We start from the raw sequence: 15,901 nt of genomic DNA on the forward strand, positions 1-15,901 counted from the left end.
GCTAGCTTTTTTGTTGTGAGTGCTGGGCAATGTGGCGAATTTTGCGTTGCAATACACGACTGGCGAGATTCAATAATCCCAGTATCAGTAATAAGCCGTACAACAATTTGTCGCCAAACACGCTATAAGGCGTGATGATTTTTTCGTTCTCTAAGGTGGCGGTGAGTGTAGTGGCTTGAAATTGTGGGGCTTGTGCGGTGATTTTACCGTGCGCGTTGATAAATGCGGTGATGCCGTTATTGGTGGCGCGGATAACCGCTTTGCCATTTTCGAGCGCGCGCATTTGCGCCATTTGCAAATGTTGCCACGGGCCGATAGTGTCGCCAAACCAAGCATCATTTGAGAGCGTTAAAATATAGTCACTCGGGCTGTGGGCGAGATTTTGCTGCAGCTGGTGACCGAGCACAATTTCATAGCAAATAGCTGCCGTTATGCGGCTTTTTCGCGTTTTTAGTGCAGGTTGTAAAAAATCGCCTTGCGTGAAATTCGACATCGGCAAATCAAACATCGTACCTAGCGGGCGCAAAATGGATTCCAGCGGTACATATTCGCCAAACGGCACGAGGTGGTGTTTGTTATAGCGCACCGCACTTTCAGCGGTGTGATAAAGTGTACTCGGGTTTCCCAATGTAATGATCGAATTATAAAAACGCTGTTTTTGGCTATCGGCATACACCGTACCGACGATCAATTCACTGCCCTTTGCTAGCACGGCTTGTTGCCAATTTAGCAATAATCCCTGCACCCGATTTTCCACCACAGGAATGGCAGCTTCAGGCAGAATAATCACATCGCTTTTGCCTAAGTGCGGTTGGATTAACTGTTGATAGATCGCCAGCGTGTTCTCCGCATAGGCAGGATCCCACTTCATGCTTTGAGCAATATTGCCCTGCACGAGGGTGATGGTTTGCGCCGCACCAGCGGTTTTTTGTTCTCGAAAATGGGCGTGATTGAGCAAGAGCACGCCGCCTGTCACCACCACAAGGCTGAAAAGTGCGGTTGCGCGCACCGACATCGACACAGCACGATGGGCTTGAAACGATGTGAGTAATTGCCCACATGCCCACAACATGAAGAAAGTGATGCCCTGCACGCCCAGCAGCGGCGCAATGGCGCTCAACGGGCTGTCGATTTGAGAATAGCCCAGCTGCAGCCATGGAAAGCCCGTCATCACCCAGCCACGTAAAAATTCAGTGATGGTCCACACAATGGCAATGGTGACCGCACTTTTTATTTGAAAACGTTGGATAATGTAGGCAAACAGCAACGGATAAAGGCTAAGATACGCCGCCAGTAGCACCACGGCAAGATAGCTCAAAGTCAGCGACACACCGCCAAAGAGGTGAATGCTGACATGAATCCAGCTCACGCCAAAGGTAAAAAAGCCAAAGCCCCATAAAAAGCTGCCCCAAAGTGCGGTTTTGCGCACGCGGTGAGTGGCGAAATAGAGCAATCCTAGTGTGCTAATAAACGCGAGTGGCCAATAATGATAAGGCGAAAACGCCAACACGCCCACAGCCCCCAACGCCACTGAGGCAAGCGCATGCAGAAAAAATTTCACCATAACTTACTCTGTAGCGGCTTCGTTTTCATCTTGAGTAATTAGTTCATCAGGCACCCGCACCCGCAGCTGAATAAGCTTGCGACTGTCGGCGGAAGAGACTTTAAACAGCAAGCCTTCTAGCTCAATTTCTTCATCACGGTGTGGAAGATAGCCGAAGGCTTGCATAATCACGCCGCCAATGGTGTCCACCTCTTCGGCCTCAAAATGAGTGTTAAAATGTGCGTTAAAATCTTCAATATCGGTCAGCGCGCGTACGGAAAAAGTATGACGTGAGAGCTGGCGAATGTCTTCCGTGCCTTGCTCATCGAATTCATCTTCAATGTCGCCCACAATTTGCTCAAGAATATCTTCAATCGTCACTAGCCCTGAAATCGCACCAAATTCGTCCACCACGATCGCCATGTGAAATCGCTCAGCACGGAACTCTTTAAGCATTCTATCCACGCGCTTACTTTCAGGCACAATCACCGCAGGGCGTAAAATGGAGTGCATGTCAAACTCGGTTGCGGTGGAGCGCGAAAATGGCAACAAATCCTTTGCCAATAATAAACCTTCCACATTATCACGCTCATCACTAACCACTGGGAAACGCGAGTGCGCAGATTCAATAATAATGTCTAAGCACTCATCTAGCGTGTGATCTTTGTTGATAAACACAATCTGCGCCCGTGGGATCATAATATCCCGCACCCGCAATTCCGCAATCTCCATCACTCCTTCAATCATTTCACGCGTGTCTTGATCAATGAGATCATTTTGTTCAGAGTCGCGGATCACTTCCACTAACTCATTGCGGTTTTTTACTTCCCCTTGAAAAATGCGGCTAAATAAACTGCCAAAAAATCCTTTCTTGCTGTTTTCTGGGCTGTCGATATGTTGATCATCACTCATGCTTTGTTACTCGCTAGTATTTTTGTCAAAAGTAGCACATTTTCACGCCCTGCGCTAGCACTGGCGATGGATTGTGATGTCACTCGCAAAAGCAAAAGTGCGGTTCGCACTCAGCGCAAGATCATTATATAATCTTATACATAACGTTTAAATAAGGAGATCTCATGAAACTGTCACGTTTAGTTATGCTCACAACCGCACTTTTTGCCACCTCCAGCATGGCCGCCGAATTGCACCTTTACGCAGGCGCAGGGTTGAAAGATGCAGTAGAACCCATCGTGAAAAAATTTGAACAAGACACTGGCAACACCGTGAATGTGGAATACGGTGGCTCAGGGCAAATTTTGGCGCGCTTTAAAGCCACTCAACAAGGTGATTTATTTCTCTCTGGCGCGGGCAGTTATGTTGACAACTTACCACAAAGTGCGGTCGCACAACGTGCAGCACTGGTGTTGCATATTCCCGTGATGGCGGTGCGCAAAGACAAAGCGCAAGGCATTCACTCTTTGCAAGACTTGGCGAAAAGTGATTTGCGCCTAGGTATTGGTGATCCGAAAGCGATGGCGCTAGGACGTGGCGCTGAGGCAATGTTTGCCGCATCAGGCGTGGGCGATAGGCTTGAGAAAAAAGTGGTGGTACGCGCCGGCACAGTGAAACAATTAATGCTCTATTTGCTCAACGGTGATGTGGACGCTGCCGTAGTGGGTCGTGCGGGGGCGTTTAAAACCAAACAAAAATTGGATATTGTGCCAACCCCGAAAGGCATTGGTGAAGAGCAAGTCACATTGGCAGAGCTTGCCACCAGCAAGCACCCGCAAGAGGCCAAAGCCTTGTTTGATGCGTTCACCTCGAAAGCAGGGCGTGGCGAGTTTGAAGCCAAAGGATTTTTACCGCTTGAAAGCAAATGAGTTGGGCGTTAAGGCTGGCCTTGCTGCCACTGCTGCTGTTGCTGCTTGTGGTGCTTGGCTCTATCAGCGCGTTGTTATCGCAGCTTAATGGAGAATTTCTCTGGCAAAGTTTAACCGACAAAGAGATGCACTTTGCGATCGGAATGTCACTGGTCACGTCGCTGCTCTCCACGCTGTTGGCTATCTTGATTGCCACTCCTTCGGCGTGGTTAATGAGCCAAGTGCGGTTGCCTTTCGCGCGCGTTATCGACACCTTGCTTGATTTGCCGATGGTGCTGCCACCCTTGGTCACAGGCTTGGGGCTGTTGTTGCTGTTCAACTCGCAAGGGATTTTAGGCCGCTGGGTGCCGCTGCTCAGTGAGGTGATCTTCAGCCCCCTTGGCATTATTGTGGCGCAAACCTATGTTGCCAGTGCGATTATGCTGCGCAACGCGCGCGGGGCGTTTTCCACCTTGCACCCAGGCTTTCGCCAAACGGCATTCAATCTTGGCTTAACGCCACTGCAAACCTTACTTAAAATTGAGCTGCCCATGTGCTGGAAGCCGTTATTGTGTGGCGCCATTTTGGCGTGGTCGCGCGCCATTGGTGAGTTTGGTGCCACCTTGATGCTCGCAGGTGCCACGCGCTTTAAAACCGAAACGCTCCCAATGGCCGTTTACCTCAACATCTCCAGCGGCGATTTTGAGCTTGCCATTGGTGCGGCGCTGTGGCTGTTGCTCGTTGGCTTACTGATGCTGTTCGCGGTGCGCTTTATTGGGAATAATGACTGATGTTGTACGTACACAATCTTTGCTGTGGCATTGTTTCAAACGCCAGCTTTAGCGTTGCGCCTAATACGCGTGTGGCCATTTTAGGCGTGTCTGGCTCAGGCAAAAGCACGTTGCTCAACGCCATTGCAGGGCTGATTTCCTACACGGGAACGATTATGCTCAATGGGCAAAATCAAGCCGACCTGAACGTATGGCAACGTCCATGCCGCTATCTCAATCAACATCTTTACCTTTTTCCGCATCTCAGTGTAGAAGAAAATCTGCTGTTGGGGTTGCATAACGCCAAGCAAAGTGCGGTTGAAAAACAACACGCGGCAACGGCATTGTTAAACGAGATGGGCATTTTACATTTAAAAGAAAGACTGCCTGAGGCCCTTTCAGGCGGAGAGCAACAACGCGTCGCATTGGCGCGCGCCCTGATCAGTAAACCACAGCTACTGCTGTTAGATGAACCTTTCTCTGCCCTTGATTGGCACACTCGCAAGCAGGTTTGGCAGTTGTTTGAACGCTATCAAAGGCAGCATCACATCACCACCTTGCTGGTGACGCACGAGCCAAGAGAGGCAGATTTTCTCTGCTCTCGGCAACTGATTATGCAACAAGGACAACTTTCGGAGTGACCATCATGATTTACTTTTCTGCTCAAGAACTCGACAATTTACTGCTGGAAGATGCCTATCGGGGGGATCTCACCTCACGCGCCATGGGGCTTAACACGCAAGCTGCTCGCATGCAATTTCGACGCAAAAAGTGCGGTCGTGTGGCAGGAGTGGCGGTCGCCTGCGCTTTACTTGAGCGGTTAAACCTCAAGCCAATCTGTTTTGCTCACGATGGGGAAGATGTGGCAGAAAATACGCTGTTACTTGAAGTGCATGGTGATGCGCAAAAACTGCACCACGGCTGGAAAGCCGCGCAATTGGTGCTGGAATGGAGCTGCGGCGTGGCGCAATACACCGCTGAAATGATCAATGCTGCGCAAGCCGTGGATCCCGCCTGCGTGTTGGCCTGCACGCGCAAATCCATTCCCTACACCCGCAAACTGGCAACCATTGCGGTGCTTGCAGGCGGTGGGCATATTCATCGTCAAGGGTTAAGTGAAACCCTTTTGGTGTTTAAAAATCACCGCGCACTTTATGCCGAACCTGACAATTATCACGCGATGGTGCGCATGTTGCGTGCGCAAAATCCTGAGCACAAAATCACCCTTGAAGCCGATAATTTGCAGCAGCTTACTGCGATGTTGCCCGCCCAGCCCGATATTATCCAGATGGATAAATTCTCATTAGACGATGTGAAAACCGCACTTTCATTGGTGCAAAAAAGTCAAAGTGCGGTGCAGCTCTCACTAGCAGGCGGCGTGCGACGTGAAAACATTGCTGAGTTCGCACGCGCAGGCGTACGGCTGTTTATCAGCTCTGCGCCTTATTATGCCAAACCTCAAGACATTAAAGTGGCGATTGATGCGGCGGATTAAAACCGCACTTTATGCAAAGTGCTCTCTAGGATGTTTAATCCGTTAACACCACAACGGTGACCAAAATTAGGCTAAAGAGAATTAAGAACAGGCTTATTTTCCGCCCTTTAGTGTTGGTTGGAATCATCCAGATCGCGCTTACCACAAAGAAGATCAGGGCAATGGCAAAAAAGATGTTGAGCGGTGAATAGGCATATTTGGAGTTGGCTTTATGCAAATTGATCAGCTCATCTAAAATGCGTGGATAACGCATATCTTTGTAGTCCGCCTCGCCTGTCGCAACGTTATAGGTGCCTTGCTTGAAATAGGCGACATCGCCTTGTTGGCGTTCAATTTTGAGATTTTTGATTTTGACCGCTTTACCCAATGCTTCAGCGTCAAGATGAGGATCTAAGGTTTGCACAAAGTGGACTTCATGGCGGAAAATATCCGTATCACGATACCCCAACACAATGCCAGTTACTCCGTACAGTAACATAACAAACAACATCGAAAATCCTGAATAGCGGTGCAGCGTACGCATCCACTGGCGTGCATTTTTACTCATTATCAATTCCCTTTAGTGACTATAACAAATTGGAAGGATAGCATTCTAGAAAAAACCATTAAAAAAGTAAATGATAATTGTTACTTTTTTAATTAAATGCAAAAAAAGTGCGATCAACCTTCTCGCTAACCGCACTTTATGTTCTATTTATTCAGACTTAGATAATGGTGTAAGCCAACGCATATCCCACAAAACAGGCCACAACCACACCGACCAATCCTGGCGCCATAAAGCTGTGGTTAAAGTAGAATTTGCCGATTTTGGTGGTGCCTGTCACATCGAAGTTAATGGTCGCGATGTCTGACGGGTAGTTCGGAATAAAGAAATAACCGTAGGTTGCAGGCATCAAGCCGATCAATAGTGGCACTGGCAACCCAATGGCTAAGCCCACAGGCAACATCATCCGCGCAGTGGCCGCTTGGCTGTTGATCACAACAGAAACTGCAAATAATGCAAAAGCAAATGTCCAAGGGTAAGATTCCACCATTTCAGTCACGCCCGCTTTAAATGATGGCATCGCATAACTAAAGTAAGTGTCACTCATCCACGCAATCCCGAAAATCGCAATCGCCGCGACCATGCCAGACTTAAACACCACGCCATTTGGCACATTTTGCGGGTGGGTTTTGGTTGCGATCATAATAATACCGCCAAACGCCAACATCATCATTTGAATGACAAGTGTCATGGAAACAGGTTTAGTCGCATCACCAAGGGTACGAATTTCAGGCATCACCGCCACAATGACAATTGTCACCAAGGCTAAGATAAACAGTAACACCGCATTGCGCGCTGAAGTTGGCAACTGCTCATTCAATGTTGTGCTGGTGGTATTCGCAATGCGTTCTCGCCATACAGGATCTTGCAAACGACGTTGATATTCAGGGTCATCTTGCAACTCTTTACCACGACGAAGGCTATAGAGTGCTAACGCTATTGTGCCAATAAATGTTGCAGGAATAGTCACTGCAACAATATTGACCAAGGTGATATGTTCAAAGCCAGGCACCTTCACAACTTGCCCCAAATAATATACGACTGCCGCTGAAATAGGACTTCCTGTAATCCCTAATTGAGAAGCCACAGAGGCTGCCGCCATTGGGCGCTCTGGACGAATATCATTCTTTAACGCCACATCCCCGATAATTGGCATAATGGTGTAAACGGCATGCCCAGTCCCGAGCATCAACGTCATGGTATAAGTAACCAAAGGGCCAAGAATAGTTACCCGTTTTGGATTGCTGCGCAAAATCCGCTCTGCGATTTGCAACATATATTTTAAACCGCCAGCGGCTTCTAAGATTGAAGCACAAGTCACCACTGCGATAATAATTAACATCACGTTAATTGGTGGTGAAGTCGGTGGCATACGCAGCACAAACACTTCAATCACCAAACCGATACCTGATACCACACCAAGCCCAATACCGCCAAAGCGGCTGCCTGTATAAAGCATGACAAGCAAGAATAAAAATTCAAGATATAACATAATGGTTCCTTAAAATTTTGAGAAAAATAGTGAAATTTTTTGAATCTTGTGGCGATCGTACTTAATTTAAGGTCACTGGCAAGCACTAATGATGAAAAATTTGATTTAACGCATAATTTTCTTTTTCGCACAAAAAAAGCAAAATGATCTGACTCATTTTGCTTTCTGAAAGTCGGTCAAAGTGCGGTTTTAGAGCACGTCTAATAACTCCACTTCAAACACCAAGGTACTAAATGGCGGAATTGCATTACCCGCGCCACGCTCACCGTAGGCCAGCTCGTGTGGGATCACCAAACGCCATTTTGACCCCACTGGCATCATGGTCAGTGCTTCTGTCCAGCCCTTAATCACACCATTAACAGGAAACTCCGCTGGCTGCCCACGCTGCACGGAGCTATCAAACACCGTTCCATCTGGCAGGCTACCCGTGTAATGCACCCGCACTTTATCGCGCTCACTTGGCACGCTACCGCTGCCTTCCACCAACACTTGGTATTGCAAGCCACTGTCAGTCACTTTCACGCCGTCGGCTTTTTTATTTTCTTCTAAAAATGCCTTCCCTGCTGCTTCAATTTCTTTTAATTGAGCTTGTTGACGCTCACGCGCGACTTGTTCCATTTGTTGCAAAGCTTGCCCAACCGTATTGAGATCAGCTGCGGGCGGATTTTGATTTAATACATCAAAAATCCCTTTCGCCACGGCCTCCACATTCACGCTCAGCTGACTTTGCGCCAATTGTTGCCCAATTTGCAATCCAATACCATAGCTGCCTTGCTGTTCTGTGGTGTCTAGTTTTACGTTGTTAAAAAAATCGGTCATAGTGTATCCTTTTTGTGGTTTGTGGTTGAATTGTCTGTTCTGGCCTCACTCATCGCCTGCCCCATTTGCACGGCTCTACCCGCAGTTAAGTGCGGTAATAACGCAACGGCATCTTGAGCAAATAATGTGATCACCGTTGAACCTAAGCGAAATGCGCCCATCTCTTGCCCTTTTTCTAAACGCACCGCACTTTCTCCTTCAGCTGGATACGTCCAGCTTTGCAGCTGCCCTGTGCGCGGTGGGTTGATTACACCTGCCCACGTTGTGCTGATGCTGGCAGTGATGGTCGCGCCCACGAGAATTTGTACCATTGGCCCCCAATCTGTGTCGAAATAGCAAATCACTCGCTCATTGCGCGCAAATAAATTTGGGATATTTTCGCTTAAAAACGGGTTAACAGAAAATAGCTCACCAGGCACATACGTCATTTTACGCAATGTGCCAGAAACAGGCATATGTACGCGGTGATAATCTCGCGGTGACAGGTAAACGGTCGCAAATTGCCCCTGCTCAAAGTGCGGTATCAGGCTCTCATCGCCAGCCAATAAATCAGACAGCGAGAAAAAATGCCCTTTGGCTTGTAACAACTGCCCGCGTTCAATCGTGCCAAGCTCGCTGATGCGCCCATCGGCTGGGAACACTGCCACATCACGACTGTCAATTGGGCGAGCATCGGCTTTGAGCTTGCGAATAAAAAAGTCATTAAAGCTGGCATAATCGCGCGGATTTGCTTTTTCCGCCTCTTGCCAATTAATGTTATAATGCCAAGCGAAGAGTTTGATCACACCGTGGGTTAGCGCACCCCACTGTTTTTGTGCAAACCAGCCCGCCGTACGAGTGAGTGGCAATTGTGGCACCAGATAGTGAAGCGCCATTTTTACACGCTCAAGATAAGTCATTCATTGCTCCATATATCATTTCATCTTACCCTCCAATATGGGGATCACTTTGTGGATTTCAAGCTATTCGTTTTTCGCCACCGCACTTTTGTGATTTTTCCGCTTTCATGTACGATTTTTCACAAAAAATCTTTGACTATTTTGCGCTGTGCGGTTAATATGCGCTCCCTATGCAAAAGGTTAAACTTCCTCTGACTGTTGATCCAATCAAAGCTGCACAACGGCGATTGGAATACGCTGGATACTACGCGCCCAATCAGCTTGAGCGCTTGCATACTAGCGTAAGTCGAGTGTTAAGCGATGCGCAAGCAACTCTCTCGTTTGAGGTTGACCCGCAACGCCTCGTGGTCATAAAAGGGGATGCGCGTGTTGAGGTTGAATTAATTTGTCAACGCTGTGGCAAACCTTTTATAATGACACTGGAGAGTCAGTTTACATATTCCCCTGTGTCAAATCAGGATCAGGCAGATAAACTACCAGAGTACTACGAGCCCCTTGAGATCAACGAATTTGGGGAAATCGATTTGCTCGAGGTGGTTGAAGATGAGTTAATCCTTGCACTGCCCCTTGTTCCAAAGCATAACATAGAACACTGTGAAGTGTCCGTGGCTGAACAGGTTTTTGGCGAATTGCCCGCCGATGCGGAAAAACCAAACCCGTTCGCTGTATTAGCTAATTTAAAAAAGCAAAAGTAATTTAGGAGTATAGCCAATGGCTGTTCAACAAAACAAAAAATCTCGCGCGCGTCGTGATATGCGTCGTTCACATGATGCTTTAACCACTGCTGCTGTTTCCATCGACAAAGAAACAGGTGAAACCCATTTACGTCATCACGTAACTGCAGATGGTTACTATCGTGGTCGTAAAGTCATCAATAAATAATTTATTGAGTCTTTAAGGAACGCAATTGACTCGTCTAACCCTTGCGTTAGATATGATGGGCGGGGACTTTGGTCCCCGTGTTACTTGCCCTGCTGCCCTGCAAGCATTGGAATCCGATCCAACGCTCGATTTGTTGTTATTTGGCGATAGCCAGCAAATCACACCCTTTCTTGAACATTGCACCGCACAAGTAAAATCACGAATCACCTTATACCATTGTGATCGAGTGATTAAAAATGAGCAAGGTTTATCTCTGGCGCTGCGCCGTTCTAAAGGCAGCTCAATGCGCTTAGCCATTGAAGCCGTACGCGATGGAAAAGCACAAGCCTGCATTAGTGCAGGCGATACAGCGGTGTTAATGGGGCTAGCAAAGGTCATTTTGCAACCGCTGCCAGGCATTATTCGCCCTGCGCTTATTTCCGTTATTCCCACCATTGAAGGCAAGCAAAGTGTGATGCTTGACCTTGGTGCGAATATTGACTGCTCAGCCCAAGTGCTCACACAATTTGCCCAGATGGGCGCCATTTATGCTGAAAATCAGCTAGGGCTCGTCTATCCGCGCGTGGCGCTACTCAATATCGGGATTGAAGAGCTGAAAGGTTTAAAAAACATTCGTGAAGCCGCCAATTTCATTCATCAAAACACGCAACTTAATTATGTTGGCTATATTGAAGGGAATTTATTGCTCAACGGTGTTGCCGATGTGATTGTCGCGGACGGCTTTGCGGGCAACATTGCACTGAAAACACTTGAGGGCAGTGCGAAAAATATTCTTTCATTATTCAAAAGTGGCAATCACTCCCCATCTATGATAAAAAAAGGGTTGAAAAAACTCGGGAAGTGGGCGCTATCTCGCTACTTGCCACAATTTAAACAATTCAACCCTGATCTGTATAACGGCGCTTCATTGCTAGGGCTTACTGCAGTGGTGGTAAAAAGTCACGGTGGTGCCAATCAACGGGCATTTTTATACGCCATTGAACAGGCGAAATGGCAAGTGCGGTCAAACATTGTGCAACAAATTCAGCGCGGACTTGAGCTTAGTCAAGCCACGCCTGCGTATAATAATCAGGAATAACAACATCTTAGGATGCGTATGTTTAGTAAAATTTTAGCGACTGGTAGCTACCTGCCAGCGCATATTCGCACCAATGCGGATTTAGAAAATATGGTTGATACCTCCGATGAATGGATTATCACGCGCACAGGTATTCGCGAGCGCCGTATCGCAGGCGCCGATGAAACGGTTGTGTCTATGGCAAGTCAAGCAGCACAAAATTGCCTTGCAATGGCCTCACTCGACCCACAAGATGTTGATTTAATTTTAGTGGCCACCACCAGTAATCAGCATGCTTTCCCAAGCGCTGCCTGCTCAGTACAACACGCACTCGGCATTAAAGATGCCATCGCCTTCGACTTAGCTGCCGCCTGCTCTGGATTTGTCTATGCCTTAAGCGTTGCCGATCAATTTATCCGCACAGGTAAAGTCAAACACGCATTGGTTATCGGTGCCGATCTTTTCTCACGCGCCCTTGATGAACACGATCGTGGCACGGTGATTTTATTTGGTGATGGCGCAGGCGCTGTGCTGCTCGAAACAAGCGACGAAGCTGGTATTTTATCCACTCACTTACACAGTGATCCAACACAAAGCGACATTCTAACCTTAAAAAATGCACATCGCAGCCGATCTGAACCATCGCCTGAATTTTTGCAAATGCAAGGTAATGAAACCTTTAAAATTGCGGTGCGCCAGCTCGCCAATGTGGTTGAAGAAACCTTAAAACAAAACCAGCTTAAGAAAAGCGATATTGACTGGCTCGTGCCACATCAAGCGAACCTGCGCATTATTAGCGCTACCGCAAAAAAATTGGATATGGATATGTCGCAAGTGGTGGTCACCCTTGACCGCCATGGCAATACCTCAGCGGGCAGTATTCCAAGTGCGCTGGACGAAGCAGTGCGTGATGGGCGCATTCAGCGTGGGCAATTGGTGTTAATGGAAGCCTTTGGTGGCGGCTTAACATGGGGTTCTGTATTAGTGCGGTTTTAACCGCACTTTGTATTTTCATACGATGATGAATAGCAAACGATAATGAGGATTTAACATGAAAACATTTGCTATGGTTTTTCCAGGCCAAGGCTCACAAGCTATTGGCATGCTTGCCGAGCTAGGCGACGCATTTCCCGTTGTGCAAGACACATTTCAACAAGCCAGCGATGTGCTCGGTTACGATCTTTGGGCATTAGTGCAACACGGTGAAGCCGAAGAGCTCAATCAAACTTGGCGCACCCAGCCCGCATTATTAGCGGCGAGCGTGGCTATTTTCCGCGTGTGGCAAGAAAAATATCCTGCGCTTAAACCCACTGTGATGGCAGGCCATAGTTTAGGTGAATTTTCAGCGCTGGTGTGTGCTGGCGTAATCAACTTTCAAGATGCCATTAAACTGGTTGAGTTGCGCGGTCGCTTAATGCAAAAAGCGGTGCCACAAGGCACGGGGGCGATGTATGCCATTATCGGGCTTGACGATCAAACTATCATTGACTGCTGCGCGCAAGGTGCTGAAGGTGACGTGGTTTCTGCAGTAAACTTCAATTCACCAGGGCAAGTTGTGATCGCAGGTGCGAAAAGTGCGGTCGAGCGAGCAGCACAATTGTGCAAAGACGCAGGTGCTAAACGCGCCTTGCCACTGGCGGTGAGCGTGCCATCACACTGTGCATTAATGAAACCTGCTGCGGATCAGTTGGCGATTACACTGGATTCCATTAGCTTCAAAACACCGCAAGTACCTGTTATTAATAACGTGGACGTGAAACAAGAAAGCAGCGCAGACGATATTCGCAATGCACTCGTTCGCCAGCTCTACAGCCCTGTACGCTGGAGCGAAAGCGTAGAAAAAATGGCTGCGCAAGGTGTGGATGTGTTGCTGGAAATAGGGCCAGGCAAAGTGCTAACAGGGCTTGCCAAACGCATTAACAAATCATTAGACGCGGTGGCGGTGAACGATATCGCTTCCCTTGATGCCGTCGCGACGCTGTTAGCGGAATAAGGAGCAATTATGCAAGGAAAAATCGCATTAGTAACTGGCGCAAGCCGTGGTATAGGCAAAGCTATCGCACAAGAATTAAGCGCGCGTGGCTGCACTGTGATTGGCACCGCCACCAGTGAGAAAGGCGCCCAAGCGATCTCAGATTATCTTGGTGATCACGGGCGCGGCATGGTCGTCAATGTGGCGGATAGTGCTTCCATTGAAACCTTACTCGCCGAGATCAAAAGTGCGGTCGGCGAAATTGATATTTTGGTCAACAACGCAGGCATCACGCGTGATAATCTGATGATGCGGATGAAAGATGATGAATGGAATGACATTATCACCACCAATCTCAATTCCATCTTCCACCTCAGCAAAGCGGTGTTGCGCCCGATGATGAAAAAACGCTTTGGCCGCATTATTAACATCGGCTCTGTGGTCGGCTCAATGGGTAACCCAGGGCAGGCTAATTACTGCGCGGCAAAAGCTGGCGTGATTGGCTTTTCAAAATCGCTTGCACACGAAGTGGCCAGCCGTGGCATTACCGTCAATGTGGTCGCACCTGGTTTTATTGCCACAGATATGACCGATGCGCTAACCGATGAGCAAAAACAAAGTATTTTAGCCAATGTGCCTGCAGCACGATTGGGCGAAGCCAAAGACATTGCTAAGGCTGTGGCTTTTCTTGCCAGTGATGATGCCGCTTATATTACTGGCACCACGCTGCATGTAAACGGTGGCTTGTACATGAGCTAAGCCAAAGTGCGGTTTAGCCTTTAAGAAAAAGATGACAACCGCACTTTGATAATGGTAAAATCTGACACGGTATCGATTTTGGTTATAACATGTTGAGCTGATGACCAAATTTGCATAGTATGTAGTGCACAACGGATGCCCTGCAAGTTTGACTTGTTACACACTATCATACGATTTTTATCTACTCGCTGATGGCGATTAAAATATAGGAAACTTAAAATGAGCATTGAAGAACGCGTAAAAAAAATCATTGTTGAACAATTAGGCGTTAAAGAAGAAGAAGTGAAACCAGAAGCTTCATTCGTTGAAGATTTGGGCGCAGACTCTCTTGACACTGTTGAACTTGTAATGGCTTTAGAAGAAGAATTCGACATCGAAATTCCAGATGAAGAAGCAGAAAAAATTACAACTGTTCAATCTGCAATTGATTACGTTCAAAACAATCAATAATCTATTGCACCAAATAAGGGCGGTTTTTACACCGCCTAAATTTTATCTAACATTGCCAACGAGTCATAAACTCCCCTCGGAGCCTACACTATGTCAAAACGTCGCGTCGTTGTTACTGGATTAGGGATGATCACCCCTTTAGGTAATGACGTAAATTCAACTTGGGATAACATTTTAGCCGGCAAAAGTGGCGTAAATACCATTGAGAATTTTGATACCACAAACTACACCACCACCTTTGCAGCGCAAATTAAAGATTTCAACACCGAACAGTATATTTCGCGCAAAGATGCGAAAAAAATGGACTTGTTTATTCAATATGGCATCGCAGCAGGCATGCAAGCCATTGAAGACTCAGGCCTTGAAATCACCGAGCAAAACGCCAACCGAGTGGGCGTGGCGATCGGTTCTGGCATCGGTGGCTTAGGACTGATTGAAGAAAACCATAATGCCTTAGTCAAAGGTGGCGCGCGCAAAGTCAGCCCATTTTTTGTGCCGTCCACCATTGTGAACATGGTAGCGGGGCATCTTTCTATCAACTATAAACTCCACGGCCCGAATATCACCATTGCCACCGCCTGCACCTCAGGTGTACATAACATTGGTCATGCTGCACGCATCATCGCTTACGGTGATGCTGATGTGATGCTCGCAGGTGGTACAGAAAAAGCTAGCACCGCACTTGGCATAGCTGGCTTTGGTGCTGCACGTGCGCTATCAACACGCAATGATGCGCCACAACAAGCCAGCCGCCCATGGGATGTCGAACGCGACGGTTTTGTGTTAGGTGATGGCGCAGGGGTTGTCGTATTGGAAGAATATGAACACGCGAAAGCACGTGGCGCCAAAATATATGCTGAATTGGTTGGCTTTGGCATGAGTGGTGATGGCTATCACATGACCTCCCCTCCAGCCGATGGTGCAGGTGCTGCATTGGCTATGCAAAATGCCCTCAATGATGCACAAATCAAGGCGGAACAAATTGGCTATATCAATGCCCACGGCACCTCAACGCCTGCTGGAGATATTGCTGAAGCGACTGCTATAAGTACCGTATTTGCCACAAACCAAGACACCATTTTGGTTAGCTCCACCAAATCTATGACAGGGCATTTATTAGGTGCGGCTGGTGCAGTGGAGTCCATTTTCACCATTTTGGCATTGCGCGATCAAATCGCCCCACCAACCATTAACTTAGAAAACCAAGATCCTGCCATCAAACTCGACTTAGTAGCGAATAAAGCCCGTAAAGTCACCATGGATTATGCTCTGAATAACTCCTTCGGCTTTGGTGGCACCAATGGTTCATTGATTTTCAAAAAAATATAAGTATCATCACAACCGCACTTTACAATACAAAGTGCGGTTGATATTTTCCCAAATACAACATTCTTACCTTAATTATCCCATTAAATAATAC

The 15,901-nt window shown here is 47.5% G+C and carries 18 protein-coding genes; 12 read left to right on the forward strand and 6 right to left on the reverse strand.

Annotated elements, in window-relative coordinates; genetic code table 11:
* Position 1: 1 nt before the first annotated feature.
* Both lnt and corC read right to left on the reverse strand, forming a co-directional pair.
* On the reverse strand, positions 2-1,564 hold the full coding sequence (lnt, locus tag HPC38_RS02945) for an apolipoprotein N-acyltransferase (RefSeq protein WP_208119789.1): 1,563 nt from the start codon (positions 1,562-1,564) through the stop codon (positions 2-4).
* 3 nt (positions 1,565-1,567) lie between these two features.
* On the reverse strand, positions 1,568-2,455 hold the full coding sequence (gene corC, locus HPC38_RS02950; protein ID WP_208119790.1) for a CNNM family magnesium/cobalt transport protein CorC: 888 nt from the start codon (positions 2,453-2,455) through the stop codon (positions 1,568-1,570).
* 170 nt (positions 2,456-2,625) lie between these two features.
* On the opposite strand from corC, the gene modA reads away from it, so the two are divergent.
* From modA to modD, 4 genes are read left to right on the forward strand one after another with little or no spacing between them, the layout of a single operon-like run.
* Positions 2,626-3,363, forward strand: coding sequence for a molybdate ABC transporter substrate-binding protein (modA, locus tag HPC38_RS02955; protein ID WP_208120060.1), 738 nt, complete (start codon positions 2,626-2,628; stop codon positions 3,361-3,363).
* The gene (locus tag HPC38_RS02960) at positions 3,360-4,133 is read left to right on the forward strand and encodes an ABC transporter permease (protein ID WP_208119791.1); all 774 of its coding nucleotides are present in this window, start codon (positions 3,360-3,362) and stop codon (positions 4,131-4,133) included. The genes modA and HPC38_RS02960 overlap by 4 nt, the downstream gene beginning before the upstream one ends.
* Positions 4,133-4,753, forward strand: a complete 621-nt coding sequence (locus HPC38_RS02965; protein WP_208119792.1) for an ABC transporter ATP-binding protein — start codon at positions 4,133-4,135, stop codon at positions 4,751-4,753. Before HPC38_RS02960 ends, HPC38_RS02965 begins: the two co-directional genes overlap by 1 nt.
* A 5-nt stretch (positions 4,754-4,758) precedes the next feature.
* A complete protein-coding gene (modD, locus tag HPC38_RS02970) occupies positions 4,759-5,607 on the forward strand; it encodes a ModD protein (protein WP_208120061.1) in 849 nt (282 codons plus the stop codon).
* 34 nt (positions 5,608-5,641) lie between these two features.
* On the opposite strand, the gene HPC38_RS02975 is transcribed toward modD, so the two are convergent.
* The 4 genes from HPC38_RS02975 to asd all read right to left on the reverse strand — a co-directional run bounded on the left by HPC38_RS02975 (position 5,642) and on the right by asd (position 9,361).
* Positions 5,642-6,154 carry a PepSY domain-containing protein gene (locus tag HPC38_RS02975; RefSeq protein ID WP_208119793.1) on the reverse strand — a complete coding sequence of 171 codons (513 nt, stop codon included), beginning with the start codon at positions 6,152-6,154 and terminating at the stop codon, positions 5,642-5,644.
* Between the two features lie 157 nt (positions 6,155-6,311).
* Positions 6,312-7,643 (reverse strand): anaerobic C4-dicarboxylate transporter, encoded by a 1,332-nt coding sequence (locus HPC38_RS02980; protein ID WP_208119794.1) that lies wholly within the window; start codon positions 7,641-7,643, stop codon positions 6,312-6,314.
* Between the two features lie 189 nt (positions 7,644-7,832).
* Complete coding sequence (locus tag HPC38_RS02985) at positions 7,833-8,462, reverse strand: FKBP-type peptidyl-prolyl cis-trans isomerase (RefSeq protein ID WP_208119795.1); 630 nt, start codon at positions 8,460-8,462, stop codon at positions 7,833-7,835.
* Positions 8,459-9,361 (reverse strand): archaetidylserine decarboxylase, encoded by a 903-nt coding sequence (gene asd, locus HPC38_RS02990; protein ID WP_208119796.1) that lies wholly within the window; start codon positions 9,359-9,361, stop codon positions 8,459-8,461. The genes HPC38_RS02985 and asd overlap by 4 nt, the downstream gene beginning before the upstream one ends.
* 170 nt (positions 9,362-9,531) lie before the next feature.
* On the opposite strand from asd, the gene yceD reads away from it, so the two are divergent.
* From yceD to fabF, 8 genes are all read left to right on the forward strand, one after another.
* Positions 9,532-10,056 carry a 23S rRNA accumulation protein YceD gene (gene yceD / locus HPC38_RS02995; RefSeq protein WP_208119797.1) on the forward strand — a complete coding sequence of 175 codons (525 nt, stop codon included), beginning with the start codon at positions 9,532-9,534 and terminating at the stop codon, positions 10,054-10,056.
* A gap of 16 nt (positions 10,057-10,072) precedes the next feature.
* Entirely contained in the window at positions 10,073-10,243 is a 171-nt protein-coding gene (gene rpmF, locus HPC38_RS03000) for a 50S ribosomal protein L32 (protein WP_208118744.1), read from the forward strand.
* A gap of 25 nt (positions 10,244-10,268) precedes the next feature.
* Entirely contained in the window at positions 10,269-11,321 is a 1,053-nt protein-coding gene (plsX, locus tag HPC38_RS03005; protein ID WP_208119798.1) for a phosphate acyltransferase PlsX, read from the forward strand.
* 18 nt (positions 11,322-11,339) lie between these two features.
* Positions 11,340-12,296 (forward strand): beta-ketoacyl-ACP synthase III, encoded by a 957-nt coding sequence (locus tag HPC38_RS03010; protein WP_208119799.1) that lies wholly within the window; start codon positions 11,340-11,342, stop codon positions 12,294-12,296.
* A gap of 55 nt (positions 12,297-12,351) precedes the next feature.
* Entirely contained in the window at positions 12,352-13,293 is a 942-nt protein-coding gene (fabD, locus tag HPC38_RS03015; RefSeq protein ID WP_208119800.1) for an ACP S-malonyltransferase, read from the forward strand.
* 9 nt (positions 13,294-13,302) lie between these two features.
* Positions 13,303-14,031, forward strand: a complete 729-nt coding sequence (gene fabG / locus HPC38_RS03020; protein ID WP_208119801.1) for a 3-oxoacyl-ACP reductase FabG — start codon at positions 13,303-13,305, stop codon at positions 14,029-14,031.
* Between the two features lie 219 nt (positions 14,032-14,250).
* Entirely contained in the window at positions 14,251-14,481 is a 231-nt protein-coding gene (gene acpP / locus HPC38_RS03025) for an acyl carrier protein (protein WP_111301362.1), read from the forward strand.
* A 90-nt stretch (positions 14,482-14,571) separates the two neighbouring features.
* Complete coding sequence (gene fabF, locus HPC38_RS03030; RefSeq protein ID WP_208119802.1) at positions 14,572-15,810, forward strand: beta-ketoacyl-ACP synthase II; 1,239 nt, start codon at positions 14,572-14,574, stop codon at positions 15,808-15,810.
* The last annotated feature ends 91 nt before the right edge of the window (positions 15,811-15,901 follow it).

The organism is Spirabiliibacterium pneumoniae, from assembly GCF_014884995.1.
GTDB classification, from domain to species: Bacteria; Pseudomonadota; Gammaproteobacteria; order Enterobacterales; family Pasteurellaceae; genus Spirabiliibacterium; species Spirabiliibacterium pneumoniae.

What these genes read in the sequence shown, in the direction of transcription:
- lnt (WP_208119789.1), bottom strand. Translation starts at nt 1,564, where the DNA reads ATGGTGAAATTTTTTCTGCATGCGCTTGCCTCAGTGGCGTTGGGGGCT.
- corC (WP_208119790.1), bottom strand. Translation starts at nt 2,455, where the DNA reads ATGAGTGATGATCAACATATCGACAGCCCAGAAAACAGCAAGAAAGGA.
- yceD (WP_208119797.1), top strand. Translation starts at nt 9,532, where the DNA reads ATGCAAAAGGTTAAACTTCCTCTGACTGTTGATCCAATCAAAGCTGCA.
- fabG (WP_208119801.1), top strand. Translation starts at nt 13,303, where the DNA reads ATGCAAGGAAAAATCGCATTAGTAACTGGCGCAAGCCGTGGTATAGGC.
- asd (WP_208119796.1), bottom strand. Translation starts at nt 9,361, where the DNA reads ATGACTTATCTTGAGCGTGTAAAAATGGCGCTTCACTATCTGGTGCCA.
- HPC38_RS02985 (WP_208119795.1), bottom strand. Translation starts at nt 8,462, where the DNA reads ATGACCGATTTTTTTAACAACGTAAAACTAGACACCACAGAACAGCAA.
- acpP (WP_111301362.1), top strand. Translation starts at nt 14,251, where the DNA reads ATGAGCATTGAAGAACGCGTAAAAAAAATCATTGTTGAACAATTAGGC.
- HPC38_RS02965 (WP_208119792.1), top strand. Translation starts at nt 4,133, where the DNA reads ATGTTGTACGTACACAATCTTTGCTGTGGCATTGTTTCAAACGCCAGC.
- HPC38_RS02960 (WP_208119791.1), top strand. Translation starts at nt 3,360, where the DNA reads ATGAGTTGGGCGTTAAGGCTGGCCTTGCTGCCACTGCTGCTGTTGCTG.
- HPC38_RS02975 (WP_208119793.1), bottom strand. Translation starts at nt 6,154, where the DNA reads ATGAGTAAAAATGCACGCCAGTGGATGCGTACGCTGCACCGCTATTCA.
- rpmF (WP_208118744.1), top strand. Translation starts at nt 10,073, where the DNA reads ATGGCTGTTCAACAAAACAAAAAATCTCGCGCGCGTCGTGATATGCGT.
- HPC38_RS03010 (WP_208119799.1), top strand. Translation starts at nt 11,340, where the DNA reads ATGTTTAGTAAAATTTTAGCGACTGGTAGCTACCTGCCAGCGCATATT.
- HPC38_RS02980 (WP_208119794.1), bottom strand. Translation starts at nt 7,643, where the DNA reads ATGTTATATCTTGAATTTTTATTCTTGCTTGTCATGCTTTATACAGGC.
- modD (WP_208120061.1), top strand. Translation starts at nt 4,759, where the DNA reads ATGATTTACTTTTCTGCTCAAGAACTCGACAATTTACTGCTGGAAGAT.
- fabD (WP_208119800.1), top strand. Translation starts at nt 12,352, where the DNA reads ATGAAAACATTTGCTATGGTTTTTCCAGGCCAAGGCTCACAAGCTATT.
- fabF (WP_208119802.1), top strand. Translation starts at nt 14,572, where the DNA reads ATGTCAAAACGTCGCGTCGTTGTTACTGGATTAGGGATGATCACCCCT.